Source organism: Burkholderia sp. Bp9031, assembly GCF_003857965.1.
In the GTDB taxonomy this organism is placed as follows: Bacteria; Pseudomonadota; Gammaproteobacteria; order Burkholderiales; family Burkholderiaceae; genus Burkholderia; species Burkholderia ambifaria_A.
The window spans coordinates 37,858-53,042 of the sequence record NZ_QTPW01000042.1; the positions used below are offsets into that span (position 1 = coordinate 37,858).

Below are 15,185 nucleotides of genomic sequence, written 5' to 3' on the forward strand. Positions count from 1 at the left end.
TCCTTTTTTGCGACATGCACAAGCACTCTTTCGAGCGTGACGGTGATATAGCGTTGACTCGGCGTGTGAGCGCCAGTCGTTTTGGGCGCGCAGTAGCGCCGCATCCTGCGGTCGGCGGTCCATGCCGACTGCGCGGCGTCGAGTCTATGGGCGGGATGAGCGTCGAGCTTTCACGCTTGCGTCCGGAAAACAGTCGTAAACGACACCTGGCGCGTACGTTCTATTTCATGTCGGGAGGAGACAAGTGAGCGCCCCATGCCCGGGGCGCCTTTCTTTGTTCCGGGTGCTCTGACTCGCCGGAATCGGTTCGGCTCGTTCTTCGAACGGTTTCGCGACGGCTTTTAAATGGTTCATCGCAGAAGACCGTGGAGGGTTTGAAGGCAATTGCGCAATCTGCCGCCCCGGCTATTGGTTGGCGCGGGTGGAATGGCGGGAAGGGGCGCACAGTCAAATTGAGCGACAGGATGCGCTTGCGCGTACGCGTGGTCGAGCCGGGCTGGTCGACGATCCGCTAGGGACGAGTTTGGGCTGCATAAGGGCCATCGCTACGCCACGGTGGTGGTCGGTCCCATCGGCAGTCAGGTGCCATGGATCGGGCCGAGACGCGCTCGCGAGGCGGCCCGATCCATGGATCAGGCCAATCGGTTGCGCCATGGCCGGCAGGCCCGGAATTTAGCTTCGTCGTACTAAGCCGATTTTTATCGAATGATCGAATGTCGATCAGACTGACGTAGCGATGCGCCAGCCTCTCGCCGAAGTACCCGGCGGCATTCGAGCCATGCACGACTGCCGCCGGACCAATCAGATGCGGAGATTCATCGGCCGCCCGACTTCGGGCAACGTTGTGCCGCAGGTGCGCGCGGGCTTCATCGTGCCACCGCCGGGAGTCGACAACGCGATCTCAGCAGAGCGGATCGTCCGCGAGGTTTGTATTCCAGATATCGCGTGCATACTCCGCAATGGTCCGGTCGGACGAAAACGCACCCATGTTCGCGACGTTGGCGATGGCCTTCGCCGTCCACGCGCCGGTGTCGCGGTACGCCGAATCGACGTTATCCTGTGCCGCGACATAGCTTTCGTAATCGGCCAGCAACAGGTAATGGTCTCCCCAGTTGACGAGCGCATCGAAGATCGAATGGAAGCGCGTCGGATCGTCGGGCGAGAAATGACCGTCCCGGATCTGTTCCAGCGCGAGCTTCAGTTCGGCATTTCGATCGTAGTAGCCGAGCGGGTGATAACCATGCGCACGGATCGTGTCGATTTCGGTCGCGGTATGGCCGAAGATGAAGATGTTGTTCGCACCGACTTTCTCGCGAATTTCGACATTGGCGCCGTCCAGCGTGCCGATCGTCAGCGCACCGTTCAGTGCGAATTTCATGTTGCCGGTGCCGGACGCCTCCGTGCCGGCGGTGGAGATCTGTTCGGACAGGTCGGCGGCGGGAATGATCAGCTCCGCGAGGCTGACGCTGTAGTTCGGAATGAACACCACTTTCAGGCGATCGCCGATACGGGGATCGTTGTTCACCTTGGCCGCGACAGCGTTGATGACGTGAATGATCTGCTTGGCCATGTGGTATGCGGACGCGGCCTTCCCCGCGAAGATGACGGTGCGCGGTACCCAGTCGGCATCCGGCTCGGCAAGGATCCGGTTGTAGCGGGTGATGACGTGCAGCAGGTTCAGCAACTGGCGTTTGTATTCGTGGATACGCTTGACCTGGACGTCGAACAGCGACGCGGGGTTGATCTCCAGCCCCAGATGCTTGCCGATCCAGTCCGCCAGGCGGCGCTTGTTGTCGAGCTTGGCGGCGCGGAACGCAGTTGCAAACGCGGTGTCGCCGGCGAGATCCTCGATGGCCTTCAACCGGTCGAGCCGGCGCCGCCAGTCGCGCCCGATTCGGCTGTCGATCAGTGCCGACAGCGACGGATTGGCCTGCGACAGCCAGCGCCGCGGCGTGACGCCGTTGGTCTTGTTGTTGAATCGCTCGGGAAACACGCGGGCGAAGTCGGCGAAGATCGACTGCTTCATCAGTTCGGAATGCAGTTGCGACACGCCGTTGACCTTGTGGCTTGCGACGACCGCCAGATAGGCCATGCGTACGCGCCGCTCGCCGTGTTCGTCGACTAGCGACAGGCGGCGCATCAGATCGACATCGGCACCGAATCGCGCCGTGACCTGCGCAAGCATCTCGGCGTTGATTTCGAAGATGATCTTCAGGTGGCGCGGTAGCACGCGGCCGAGCATGTCCACGGGCCAGGTCTCGAGTGCTTCATGCATCAGGGTATGGTTCGTGTACGAGAACACGCGCTGGGTCAGCGCCCATGCGCGGCGCCACGGCACATCGTGCTCGTCGACCAGGATCCGCATCAGCTCCGGAATGGCGAGTACCGGATGCGTGTCGTTGAGATGGATTGCGACGCGCTCGGGCAACTTGTCGAAATCGGTATGGTTCGACAAGTAGCGGCGGACCAGATCCTGCAGGCTCGCCGATACGAAGAAATATTCCTGCCTGAGCCGGAGTTCGAGCCCGGCAGACGTGGAATCGTCGGGATAGAGCACGCGCGATACGTTTTCCGAGTGATTCTTGTTTTCGACTGCGTCGAAGTAATTGCCGCGATTGAAGGCGGCCAGATTGATCTCGTCGCTTGCCCTGGCGGACCAGAGGCGCAGCGTATTGGTCGCTTCGGTCGCGTAGCCGGGCACGATCGTGTCGTAGGCCATTGCCAGCACATCCTTGGTGTCCAGCCAGCGCGTGCGGTCGCCTTCCTGTTCGACGCGGCCGCCGAACCGCACCTGGTATTGAACCTCGGGGCGGGGGAACTCCCAAGGGTTGCCGTCGACCAGCCAGTAGTCGGGGCTTTCGACCTGCTTGCCGTCGATGATCTGCTGCCTGAACATCCCGTAGTCGTAGCGGATCCCGTAGCCGAAGCCCGGCACGCCGAGCGTGGCCATCGAATCCAGGAAGCATGCGGCAAGCCGGCCGAGGCCGCCATTGCCCAGTGCGGCGTCGTGTTCGAAATCGGCGATCCGGCCGAAGTCGACGTCAAGTTCGGCCAGCGCCTGCTTCACATTGGCATGGATGTCGAGGGCGAGCAGCGCATTGGTAAAGCTCCGGCCAATCAGGAATTCCATCGACAGGTAATACACGCGCTTCACGTCCTGCGCGTACTGGGCACGCGTGGTTCGCATCCAGCGTTCGACCAGGCGGTCGCGGACGGCGAGCGCGGTGGCCTGCAGCCAGTCTTGCGGGCGCGCGGTGACAGGGTCCTTGCCGACCGCATAGATCAGCTTGTTGGAGATCGAGTGCTTGAGCGCGGTGACGTCGCTCGACAGCTTGTCGTACTTGAATTCGTTGAGGTTCATGGCGTGCTCATGTGATTGATGCAGCGGGGCCGTGTCACGGGGCGCGGCCGCCTGCGTGCCTGATGCGCGGATCACGCGGTCAAGCGAGGTTCTGATAGATCGACAGGAATTGCGCGGCAGTACGATCCCAGCCGAAGTCTTGCCGCATCGCGGTCTTCTGCACCTGCTTCCAGTCCGCCTTGCGACCGAATAGCGCGAACACGCGGCGGATCGCGGCGTCGAGATCCGCCGCGTCGAATCGGTCGAACACGAAGCCGGTCGCCGTTGCGTCCGCGATGTTTTCGAGCGAACAGTCCACCACGGTATCCGCGAGGCCGCCGACCCGCCGTACGAGCGGCAGCGTGCCGTATTTCAGGCCGTAGAGTTGCGTAAGGCCGCAAGGCTCGAAACGCGACGGCACGACGATCACGTCGCTGCCGGCGACGATGCGATGCGACATGGCTTCGTCATAGCCGATCGTGACAGCCACGGAGCCGGGATGCGCCGCAGCCATTTCGCGGAACGCCCGCTCCAATTCGGCGTCGCCGCTGCCGAGCAGCACGAGCTGCCCGCCGCGACGCACCAGTTCGGGCAATGCGGCGAGCATCAGTGGCAGACCTTTCTGTTCGGTCAGGCGGCTCACGATGCCGAACAGCGGCGCGGTCGTCTGGACGGCAAGCCCGACTTCCTGCTGCAGCGCGGCCTTGCACTTGAGTTTGCCGGGCAACGAGGACGACGCGGCCGACCCGACCGGTGCGTAGGTCGCGGCGATGAGCGGGTCGGTGGCCGGGTTCCAGACCGATTCGTCCACACCATTCAGGATGCCGGATAGATTGCCCGCGCGTTGCAGGAGCAAGCCGTGCAGTCCACAGCCCTGTTCGACCGACTGGATTTCGCTCGCATAGGTCGGGCTGACAGTCGTGATCCGATCGGCGTAGTAAAGGCCGGCTTTCAGGAACGACACCTGGCCGTAGAACTCGAGTCCGTTGACGTCGAAGAATGCGCCCGGCAGGTCCAGCTCGCCGAACGTATGGGCGGGAAATACTCCCTGATACGCGAGGTTGTGCACGGTGAGCACGCTCGTTGCGGCGCGGTGTCCCGTGGCCAGTTCAGCGGCTCGCAGATAGGCCGGTGCGAGGCCGGCATGCCAGTCGTGGCAGTGCACGACGTTCGGGCGCCAGAACGCGTCGAGCCCGTGCGCGACGCGCGCGGCCACCCAGCCGAGCAGCGCGAAGCGGCGGTGATTGTCGCCGTACGGATGCTTGTCGGCGTCGGCATACGGCCCGCCGGGCCGATCGTACAGCCCGGGCGCGTCGACCATATAGATCGCGACGTCGCTGTCGGGCAGCAGGCCGTGATACAGGCGGATTTCGCCGCTCCCGGCCCACGACGGCAGTTCGGCGACGAGCTGGCGGTTCCGGATGCCGTCGCGAAACGCCGGAAAGCCGGGTACCAGCAGGCGCGCATCGCAGCCTGTTGCGGCCTGTGCAGCTGGCAGCGCACCGGTCACGTCGGCGAGGCCGCCGGTTTTCAGCAGTGGGTAGACTTCCGTGCAAACGTGTAACACGCGCATGATGGTTCCTCTTGGATGGGTTTGCCCGGCGCATTGGGTTGCGCGACGACGCATCACAGGTTTTTCAGCATGTTTTTCGTCACCAGCACCACGCCGCCTTCGGTACGGTGAAAGCGTCGGGCGTCGAGTTCGGCGTCTTCGCCGATCACGGTGCCTTCGGGAATCTGGCAGCCGCGATCGATGACGACCTTGCTGAGCCGGCAGTTCGCGCCGATATCGGCGCCGGGGAGGATGACGGCCTGGTCGATCGTGCAGAACGAATGGACACGGACGTTCGAAAACAGCACCGAGTTGGAGACGTGGGAGCCGGACACGATGCACCCGCCCGACACCAGCGTGTTGAAGGCCATGCCCGACTGGCCATCCTGGTCGTGCACGAACTTCGCTGGCGGAAGCTGTTCCTGGTGTGTCCAGATCGGCCAGTCGCTGTCATAGATATTGAGTTCCGGCGTGGTCGACGCGAGATCGAGGTTCGCGGCCCAGAACGCATCCACCGTGCCGACGTCGCGCCAGTAGGGCGCCTCGCGGCTGGCTGCAGGAATGCACGACAGATTGAGCGGATGGGCGACCGCGCTGCCGTCAGCGACGACACGCGGAATGATGTCCTTGCCGAAGTCGTGGCTCGACTCGGTATTCGCCAGGTCTTCCTCGAGGAGCCGGTACAGATACTGTGCATCGAACACATAGATGCCCATGCTCGCGAGCGCCACGTCGGGCTTGCCGGGCATCGCGGGCGGATCGGCGGGCTTTTCCACAAACGCGTCGATCTTGCGCGTTGTGTTGACTGCCATCACACCGAATGCAGTCGCCTCCGCCCGTGGAACCTCGATGCAGCCGACCGTGCAGCCTGCGCCGGATTCGACGTGATCGAGCAGCATCTGCGAGTAGTCCATCTTGTAGATGTGGTCGCCGGCGAGTACCAGCACGTACTCGGGTGCATACGAGCGGATGATGTCGAGATTCTGAAAGACAGCGTCCGCGGTGCCGCGATACCAGTGCTCCTCCCCCACGCGCTGCTGGGCCGGCAGCAGATCGACGAATTCGTTCATCTCGCCGCGCAGGAAGCTCCAGCCACGCTGCAGGTGGCGCAGCAGCGAATGCGACTTGTACTGCGTCACGACGGCGATGCGGCGAAGGCCGGAGTTGACGCAGTTCGACAGCACGAAATCGACGATGCGGAATTTCCCGCCGAAGTAGACGGCGGGTTTCACGCGCTGGTCAGTCAGCTGATGCAGGCGCGAGCCGCGCCCGCCAGCGAGCACGAGTGCGATGGTACGGTTCCCTAACTGCCGGGCGCTGATGGTGCTGTCGATGGTCTCGTTCATTTTAGCTCTCCTAATCCTTGTCTCGGGATAGTTATTGACGGAATGTGCTGTACGACGACGGGTTCAGGTTACGACTGTCGGTGTGCTCCTTCCGGTACGCGTCATGATTTCGGCGACGCCATTGGCGATTTCGATCAGGCCGGCGAGCGCCTGCTGGGTGGGAACGTCGTGGTTCGCGCAATCGGGCTCGAATTTCTCGAGGTAGATTCGCAGGGTGGCGCCGTCGGTTCCGGTTCCGGACAGACGGAATACCACCCGCGAGCCGTCGGTGAACACGAGGCGGATGCCTTGTCGGCGCGAAACCGAGCCGTCTACAGGATCCGTATACGCAAAATCATCGGCCGTCGAGACCGTATAGCTGCCGAGGTTTCGGCCCGGCAAGCCGGGCAGCTTGCCGCGCAGGTTCTCCATCAGATCGCCGGCCGCCTTGCTGTCGAGCGCGTCGTAGTCGTGCCGCGAGTAGAAATTGCGACCGAAGCGCGCCCAGTGTTCGCGCACCAGCGTCTCGACGGACTTTCCCGTGACGGCCAGGATGTTCAGCCAGAACAGCACGGCCCACACACCGTCCTTCTCGCGGATGTGGTCCGAGCCGGTGCCGTAGCTCTCTTCGCCGCATAAGGTCGCCATGCCGGCGTCGAGCAGGTTGCCGAAGAATTTCCAGCCGGTCGGCGTTTCGTAGCAGCGCACGCCCAGTTCGGCCGCGACGCGGTCGACCGCCGTCGAAGTCGGCATCGAGCGTGCGATGCCTTTGAGCCCCTGACGATAGCCGGGAGCGAGCGTCGCATGAGCGGCGAGGATGGCGAGGCTGTCCGACGGCGTGACCGGGAACCCGCGCCCGACGATCATGTTGCGATCGGCATCGCCGTCCGAGGCCGCGCCGAAATCGGGTGCGGCTTCGCCGCTCATGCAAGCGATGAGGTCCGCGGCGTTCACGGGGTTGGGGTCGGGATGAAGGCCGCCGAAATCCTCGCGCGGTTCGCCACAGACCACCGTGCCGGCCGGGGCGCCGAGCCCATCCTCGAGAATCGCCTTCGCATACGGGCCGGCGATTGCGTTCATTGCATCGAAGCGCATCGTGAAGCCGCGTGCGAACAGTGCACGGATCGCGTCGAAATCGAACAGGTCGCGCATCAGTTCGGCATGGTCGGCGACCGGGTCGATGACTTCCACCGACGTGTCTTCCATTTGCGATTCGCCGAGCACATCGAGGTCGATGTCGGGCGCGTCGCTGATCCGGTACGTGCTGATCACCGTCGTCCTCGCGTAGATCGCGTCGGTCACGCCCTCGGGGGCGGGGCCACCGTTGCCGATGTTGTACTTGATGCCGAAATCGCCGTCCGCGCCGCCAGGGTTGTGGCTCGCCGACAGCACAATGCCGCCGTACGCGCGATGCTTGCGTATCGCGGCGCTGATCGCCGGAGTGGAGAACAGGCCGCCACGTCCGACCAGCACCTTGCGGAAGCCGTGCGCAGCGGCCATCTTCACGATGGTCTGGATTGCGATGCGGTTGTGGAATCGACCATCGCCGCCGAGTATCAGGATCTGGCCGCTGCATCCTTCGAGCGAGTCGAAGATCGACTGCACGAAATTCTCGAGATAGCCCGGCTGGCTGAATACGGCTACTCGCTTGCGCAGGCCCGATGTGCCGGGACGCTGGCCGGGAAACGGCTGCGTCGTCAACGTCAGGATTGCCATTCTTTCTCCTCCTTTATGGTTGAAGCGGCTCCGAAGCGCTTTCGGAAGGTCGCATCGGGAAATTGCCGTCCGCTTTCAGTGCACCGGTGCGGTTAGCAGAACCGCGTGCGCCGGCACGGCGACGCACCCGTCGAACGTGCGCGGCGGGGCCGCGGGCTCGGCGCTGTTCAGCAGCGCGCGCCAGGCGCCGGGCGGCAACCTGAACTCGACCGGCTCGGCCGCGGCATTGACGAGCAGCAGGCACGAGTCGCCGTCGTCCGCGCCGGCCAGCCTGATCCCGACGCTGCGGCGCGTGCGGTCGGCCCAGTCGGGCGCGGCCATCGAGGTGCCGTCGGGCTTCAGCCATGCGAGATCCGGTGTGCCATCGGCCCGTGGCGCGCCGTCGTACCAAGTCGGGTGACGCAACGCACCGAAGCGCTTTCGCAGTGCGAGCAGCGTGCCGACGTATTCGGCCAGTGCGTGGTCTCCATGCGCCCAGTCGAGCCAGCTGGTCGCGTTATCCTGGCAATAGCCATTGTTGTTGCCGTGCTGCGTGTGACCGATCTCGTCGCCCGCGAGCAGCATCGGCGTGCCTTGGGAAAACACCAGCGTGGCCAGCAGCGCGCGTTTCAGGCGCGCGCGCAGCGTGCGGACGGTTGCGTCGTCGGTCGGCCCTTCCACGCCGCAATTCCAGCTGAAATTGTGCGCATGGCCGTCGCGGTTGCCCTCGCCGTTGGCTTCGTTATGCTTGAGGTCGTAGCTGACCAGATCCTGAAGCGTGAACCCGTCGTGCGCCGTGATGAAGTTCACGCTCGCGCCCGGCACCCGCGTCCCATATCGAAACAGGTCGCTGGAGCCCGCGAAGCGCGTCGCGAATTCGCCGAGCGACGTGTTGCCGCGCAGCCAGAAATCGCGCATCGCATCACGATAGCAGTCGTTCCATTCGAGCCATTCGTCGGGAAAGTGGCCGAGCTGATAGCCGTCGGGCCCGAGATCCCACGGTTCGGCAATGAGCTTGACGCGCGCGAGCACGGGATCCTGCCGGATCGCGGCGAACAGCGCGGCGTGCGTCGAGAAGTCGCGCGCGCCGCGGCCCAGCAGCGGTGCGAGGTCGAACCGGAAGCCGTCGACGTGCATGTCCGTGACCCAGTAGCGCAGCGAATCCATGACGAGTTGAAGCACGCGGGGCTCGGACAGATCGAGGCTATTGCCGCAACCGGTCCAGTTTTCGTAAAGCGCCTGATTGTCGGGCCGGAGCCGGTAGTAAAGCGCGTTGTCGATGCCGCGCAAGCTCAGCGTCGGCCCGTGCTCGTCGGTTTCGGCGGTGTGGTTGTACACGACGTCGAGTACGACCTCGATGCCGCGTGCATGGAGCGCCTTGACCATGTCGCGGAATTCGCTGATTGGCGTGGTGCCGGCACGGCCGGACCAGTAACGCGATTCCGGCGCAAAAAATGCGATGCTCGAATAACCCCAATAGTTGGAAAGCCCGGCATGCTGGAGCCGCGACTCGTCCGCTCGGTGATGCACGGGAAGCAGGCTGACGGTCGTGATGCCGAGCGACTGCAGGTAGTCGAGCGAGGCAGCGCTCGCGACGCCGGCGTAGCTGCCGCGCATGCGCTTGGGTACGTCCGGGTGCAGTTGCGTGAACCCTTTGACGTGCATCTCGTACAGCACCGTTTCGGCGAGCGGTACGCGCGGCGGCGCGTCGCTTCCCCAGCTGTAGGGCTCGTGCACGACCCGGGCCTTGAGTGCGATGGCGCCATTGTCGAGCGGATCGGCCAGGCTCGCGTCGGTGGCGCAAGCGCCGAGAAAGGCCGGCTCGCCGCGATAGCGACCGACGACGCTGCGTGCGTACGGATCGAGCAGCACCTTGTCCGGATTGAAACGATGGCCGGCATCCGGCGCATGGGGCCCGGCGACGCGATAGCCATAGACGAGCCCGGGCTCGGCCGTCTCGAGATAGCCGTGCCAGACACCATGCGTGCGACCCGGCATCGCCATGCGCATGTGCTCCCGGCAACCTTCCGGATCGAACAGGCACAGCTCGACCGCCTCGGCATGCGGGGCAACCAGCGCGAAGTTGACTCCGCAGCCGTCCCAGTGCGCGCCAAGCGGGTAGGGCACGCCGGGAGTCAGAATATCGGCGACTTGCATGGCGTCATCCTTGGTGCTTCAGCATGATCGTCGCGAGCGGCGGAACGACGAGGCTGAGCGAGCAGTCCCGTCCATGCGACGCGATCGCTTCGGTATGGCACTCGCCGTTACCGACGCCGCTTCCGCCGTAGCACGTGGCGTCGCTGTTGACGATCTCGCGATAGCGTCCCGGCTGCGGCACACCGATTCGGTAGGCATGTCTCGGCACGGGCGTGAAGTTGCAGATCACCAGCACGCATTCGCCGTTGGCGGCTTTCCGGACGAACGAGAACACGGAGTTGTCGCGATCGTCGGCGGCAATCCATTCGAATCCGTGCGCGTCGAAATCGACCTCATGCAGCGCCGACTCGTGCCGCAGCACCGCGTTCAGGTCGCGCACGAATTGCTGCACGCCGCGATGCAACGGGTACTGGAGCAAATGCCAATCGAGGCTCGCGTTCGCGTTCCACTCGGACGACTGCGCGAACTCGCCGCCCATGAACAGCAGCTTGGCGCCAGGATGACCCCACATGAAACCGTAGTACGCGCGCAGGTTCGCGAAGCGCTGCCATTCGTCGCCGGGCATCCTGGACAGGAGCGAGCCCTTGCCGTGCACGACCTCGTCGTGCGACAGCGGCAGCACGAAGTTCTCGCTGAACGCGTACAACAGACCGAACGTGAGTTGGTCGTGGTGGTGCTTGCGATGCACCGGATCCTCACGCACGTATCGCAGCGTGTCGTTCATCCAGCCCATGTTCCACTTGTAATGGAAGCCGAGGCCACCCATTTCGAGCGGGCGCGAAACGTTCGGAAAGCTGGTCGACTCCTCAGCCATCGTCACGGCCTCGGGGCGCTCGGCACACACGATCCCGTTCATCCTGCGCAGGAATTCGATTGCTTCGAGGTTTTCCCGCCCGCCGAGATGGTTGGGAATCCATTGATCTTGCGGACGGCTGTAGTCGCGATACAGCATCGATGCCACCGCATCGACCCGCAGTCCGTCCACGCCGAAGCGTTCGATCCAGAACAGCGCGTTGCCGATGAGATAGTTCGCGACTTCGCGGCGGCCGTAGTTGTAGATCAGCGTGTGCCAGTCATGGTGATAGCCTTCGCGCGGATCCGCGTGCTCATACAGGCACGTGCCGTCGAATCGTGCGAGGCCGTGCGAATCGGTCGGAAAATGGCCCGGTACCCAGTCCAGGAGCACACCAATGCCATGTGCGTGCGCCGTGTCGACGAGATGCCGGAAATCGTCGGGCGTGCCGAAGCGCGCGGTGGGCGCATAGAGGCCGGTCGGTTGATAGCCCCACGAACCGTCGAACGGATGCTCGTTTACCGGCATCAGTTCGATGTGGGTGAAGCCCATCTCCTTCACGTACGGAATCAACTGATTGGCCAGCTCCCGATAGCCGAGCCAGCGATCCTGCTGTTCAGGCACACGGCGCCACGAGCCGAGATGGACTTCGTAGATGCTCATCGGCGCGGCCAGCGCATTGGCACGCTCCCGTGCGGGATCGCCCGGGCGGGCAGGCGGCAGGCCATGGATGACCGATGCAGTGCCGGGACGCATCTCGGCGCGAAACGCGAACGGGTCGGACTTGAGCAGCATCTCGCCGTCGCGGGTCCTGATTTCGAATTTGTACAGGTCGCCGACGGCCACATGCGGCACGAAGATTTCCCATACGCCGCATTCGCGGCGTAGCCGCATCATGTGGCGACGGCCATCCCAGTTGTTGAAATTGCCGACCACCGACACGCGGCGCGCGTTCGGCGCCCAGACGGCGAAGCGCACGCCGGCCACGTCGTCGATTTCGACCGGATGCGCGCCGAGCGTTTCGTACGGCCGATGGTGGGTGCCTTCTGCCAGCAGCCACGCGTCCAGCTCGCCGACCAGCGGCGGAAAGCGGTAGCTGTCCTCGAGATCCTGCTCGTGCGGGCCCCAGTCGACGCGAAGCCGATACGCGAACGGCCGCCGCCGGCGCGGCACCACGCCGGCGAACAGCGCCGTGCCGTCGACACGCTCGAGTCTCGCCAGATTGCGATCGCTTGCGCGGTCGACAACGCTGACCGCGACCGCGTCCGGCAGGAAGGCGCGCACGGTCACCCGACCGTCGACCAGATGCATCCCGAGCAACGCGAACGGATCGTCATGGTCGCCTGCGATCAGCCTCGCGATAGTTTCCCTTTCCAGCATTCCATCCCCCATGTGTTCCTGCATGACTTCCTTCGTCCGGGCGCTTTCCGTTGCGCAGGCAACGGTGGTGTCTTTGAGTGCGGTGAGCGGCCGCCGCCGGCCGGATGCATGGCTCATGGCACGCGTGCGCCGATCCATCCGGCGTGCGGCATCAGTTCCAGGCAATTGCCGGTCAGTTCGGCACCTGACAGGCCGTGCCCCGCGACGGTTTCGGCGCGTGTTCCGTCCGGCAACGTCCAGCTTTGGCGCGTCGTGCCGAGATTGAAGGCAAGCAGGTAGCGGTCGTCGCCGAGCGTACGCTCGAACACAAGAAGCGGTTCCGGCGTCGCGATGAAGCGGATATCGCCGTCGCGCAGTGCCGGATGCCGCTTTCGCCACGCCAGGAATTCGCGAAAGAATGTCAGGACCGATGCCACGTCACGGTCCTGACGGTCCACCGCGGCGGCCAGGTGTTCCGGCGGCAGCGGCAGCCACGGCTCGACCGGCGAGAAGCCCCCGAACGGCGCGCCGGCCTGCCACGGCATCGGCGTGCGGCAGCCGTCGCGCCCCTTGTATTCCGGCCAGAACGTGATGCCGTAAGGGTCTTGCAGGCGTTCGAACGGGATGTCGGCTTCCGTCAGTGCGAGCTCTTCGCCCTGGTAGACGCAGACGCTGCCGCGCAGCGTCGTCAGCATCGCAAGCACGATCCTGGCGAGTTGAGGCGACGCGTCGCCGTTGCCCCAGCGGGTCATGACACGCGGCACATCGTGATTGCCGGCCGACCAGCAGGCCCAGCCGAGGCCGCCGTGACTGGAGAGCTTGGTCTCCATGCGCTCGACCGTGTCCCGCACGTGTGTGGCGGTGAATTCCGGCGTCAGCAGGTTGAAGCTGTAGGCCATGTGCAGCTTGTCGCCGCCAGCCGTGTAGTGCGCCATGGTCGTGAGCGCGTCATCGTCGCCGACTTCACCGACGCTCGCGGCGCCGTATTCGTCCAGCAGGCTGCGCAGCCGCTTGAGGAACGCGAGATTTTCCGGCTGCGTCTTGTCGTAGCGATGTTGCTGCATCCCATAGGGATTTTCCGGCGGCACGATGAACGTGCCTTGCGCGGCCGCCGGCGGGTTGTCTCGCAGTTGCCGGTCGTGGAAATGGAAGTTGCACGCGTCGAAGCGAAAGCCGTCGACACCACGTTCGAGCCAGAAGCGGACGTTGTCGAGGATCTGGTTCTGGACCGCGGCACAGTGGAAATCGAGATCCGGCTGGCTCGCGAGAAAGTTGTGCAGGTAGTACTGCCGGCGGCGCGGCTCCCACTGCCACGCCGAGCCGCCGAACACGGATTGCCAGTTGTTCGGCGGTGTGCCGTCCGGGCGCGGATCGGCCCACACATACCAGTCGGCATGTGGGTTGTCGCGGCTGCTGCGGCTCGCGACGAACCACGGGTGCTGATCCGACGAGTGGCTCAGCACCTGGTCGATCATGACCTTCAGGCCGAGCGCATGCGCTTTCCCGATCAGACGGTCGAAATCGTCGAGGGTGCCGAAGATCGGATCGACATCGCAGTAGTCCGACACGTCATAGCCGAAATCCTTCATCGGCGAGCGGAAGAACGGCGAAATCCAGATCGCATCCACGCCGAGCGAGTGGATATAGTCGAGCTTGCCGACCAGGCCCGGCAAATCGCCCAGGCCATCGCCGTTGCTGTCGGCAAAGCTACGCGGATACACCTGATAGATGACCCCGCCGCGCCACCATTGATTGGACATATGCGATTCTCCTTGTAGTTTCGTCAAGCGCGAAGTTTCGCGTCGACCTCGTCGGGCGTCGGCGCATACGCGCCGTGCCGTGCGCACGTCAGCGACGCGCACGCGGCGGCGAACCGCAGATGGTCCACCGCCGGTGCATCCGGTCGTGTCAGCAGGCTCGCCATCCAGCCGCCCATGGATGCGTCGCCACACCCCACGGTATCGGCGACGACAGTCGCGAACGCAGGCTGAAACAGGGTGCCGTCCGGCTCGAGCAACTGCATGCCGTCGGTACCACGCGTGACGAGAATGGTGGCCTCGGGTGCCCACGCACGGAGTTGCGCGAGCGCGTCGGCTTCGTCCAGCTCCGGAAACAGCCCGTGCAAGTCCTCGTCGGACACCTTGATGTAGCGCGCGAGCCCCGTCATCTCACGCAGCGTGGCCCGATAGGCTGGCCCCTCCATCTCGTCGCGATAGTTCGGGTCGAACGAAATGCATTTGCCTGCGGCATCGGCCGCGGCGGCAACCTCCAGCAGATGCGCCGCGAGCGGTTGCCGAACGAGGCCGAGCGACCCGAAGTGGACGATCTGTGCCGCTTCCATCCAGCCTGCCGGCAGCGTTTGGGCGTCGAACGCGAGATCGGCGCTGTTGTCGCCGACGAAAAAGTACGCCGGCGGCGATTTCGACGTCACCATGGCGAGGAGCGGCGGGCGTTCGACCTGGCGCATGAAGCGCATGTCGAGCCCGGCCTCCCTGCTCGACGAGGCGAGGGTGTCGCCGAACAGGTCGCGGCTGACAGTGCCGGCAAAGCCGGTCGGCACACCCAGACGAGCCGCAACGCGGGACACGTTCCAGCAGGAGCCGCCCGCGGCGGCGCGCCACCGTCCGTCGCTTTCAAGGATGAAATCGGTCAGCGCTTCGCCGAAGACGACGAGGCGGGGGAGGTTTTTCGTCATGTCGATTCCGTATGGGTACATCGGATCAGGTCCGCGCGGCTCGGCGCACCGCTTTCCTGCGTCGCCCACGAATGGGTGGTGCAGGCAGCGGACGGGCGGGCATCGGACCGGATCTCGACGCGCTCGTGTTCTCGCTCAGCGTGGCGAGGTCCAGCCCTTGTAGCTCTTTGCGTTGTCGCGCGTGATCAGTGCCGGCTCGATCAGGATCATCGGGTTGGCCGGCTTCTGGCCGTTCATGATTCCGTAGCCGACGTTGACGGCCTGCTGCG

The 15,185-nt window shown here is 64.5% G+C and carries 8 protein-coding genes and 2 pseudogenes; 1 reads left to right on the forward strand and 9 read right to left on the reverse strand.

Annotated elements, in window-relative coordinates; genetic code table 11:
- Positions 1-443 precede the first annotated feature (443 nt).
- Positions 444-627: pseudogene (locus tag DIE15_RS33255) on the forward strand (ISL3 family transposase); the annotation flags it as partial.
- 274 nt (positions 628-901) lie between these two features.
- On the opposite strand, the gene DIE15_RS33260 reads toward DIE15_RS33255, so the two are convergent.
- The 9 genes and pseudogenes from DIE15_RS33260 to DIE15_RS33300 form a co-directional block, all read right to left on the reverse strand.
- Positions 902-3,361, reverse strand: a complete 2,460-nt coding sequence (locus DIE15_RS33260; RefSeq protein ID WP_057929739.1) for a glycogen/starch/alpha-glucan phosphorylase — start codon at positions 3,359-3,361, stop codon at positions 902-904.
- Between the two features lie 79 nt (positions 3,362-3,440).
- A complete protein-coding gene (gene glgA, locus DIE15_RS33265; protein WP_124835525.1) occupies positions 3,441-4,913 on the reverse strand; it encodes a glycogen synthase GlgA in 1,473 nt (490 codons plus the stop codon).
- 53 nt (positions 4,914-4,966) lie between these two features.
- Entirely contained in the window at positions 4,967-6,238 is a 1,272-nt protein-coding gene (glgC, locus tag DIE15_RS33270) for a glucose-1-phosphate adenylyltransferase (RefSeq protein WP_057929741.1), read from the reverse strand.
- A 63-nt stretch (positions 6,239-6,301) separates the two neighbouring features.
- The gene (locus DIE15_RS33275; RefSeq protein WP_124835526.1) at positions 6,302-7,933 is read right to left on the reverse strand and encodes an alpha-D-glucose phosphate-specific phosphoglucomutase; all 1,632 of its coding nucleotides are present in this window, start codon (positions 7,931-7,933) and stop codon (positions 6,302-6,304) included.
- 75 nt (positions 7,934-8,008) lie between these two features.
- A complete protein-coding gene (gene glgX, locus DIE15_RS33280; RefSeq protein ID WP_260428407.1) occupies positions 8,009-10,069 on the reverse strand; it encodes a glycogen debranching protein GlgX in 2,061 nt (686 codons plus the stop codon).
- A gap of 4 nt (positions 10,070-10,073) precedes the next feature.
- Positions 10,074-12,266: a 1,4-alpha-glucan branching protein GlgB gene (glgB, locus tag DIE15_RS33285; RefSeq protein ID WP_260428408.1), complete on the reverse strand. Its 2,193-nt coding sequence runs from the start codon at positions 12,264-12,266 to the stop codon at positions 10,074-10,076.
- Positions 12,267-12,355: 89 nt separating this feature from the next.
- Positions 12,356-13,981: an alpha-glucosidase gene (locus DIE15_RS33290; RefSeq protein ID WP_124835527.1), complete on the reverse strand. Its 1,626-nt coding sequence runs from the start codon at positions 13,979-13,981 to the stop codon at positions 12,356-12,358.
- A 23-nt stretch (positions 13,982-14,004) separates the two neighbouring features.
- The gene (locus DIE15_RS33295; protein WP_124835530.1) at positions 14,005-14,916 is read right to left on the reverse strand and encodes a carbohydrate kinase; all 912 of its coding nucleotides are present in this window, start codon (positions 14,914-14,916) and stop codon (positions 14,005-14,007) included.
- A 135-nt stretch (positions 14,917-15,051) separates the two neighbouring features.
- Positions 15,052-15,185 (reverse strand): annotated as a pseudogene (locus DIE15_RS33300) (ABC transporter); the annotation flags it as partial.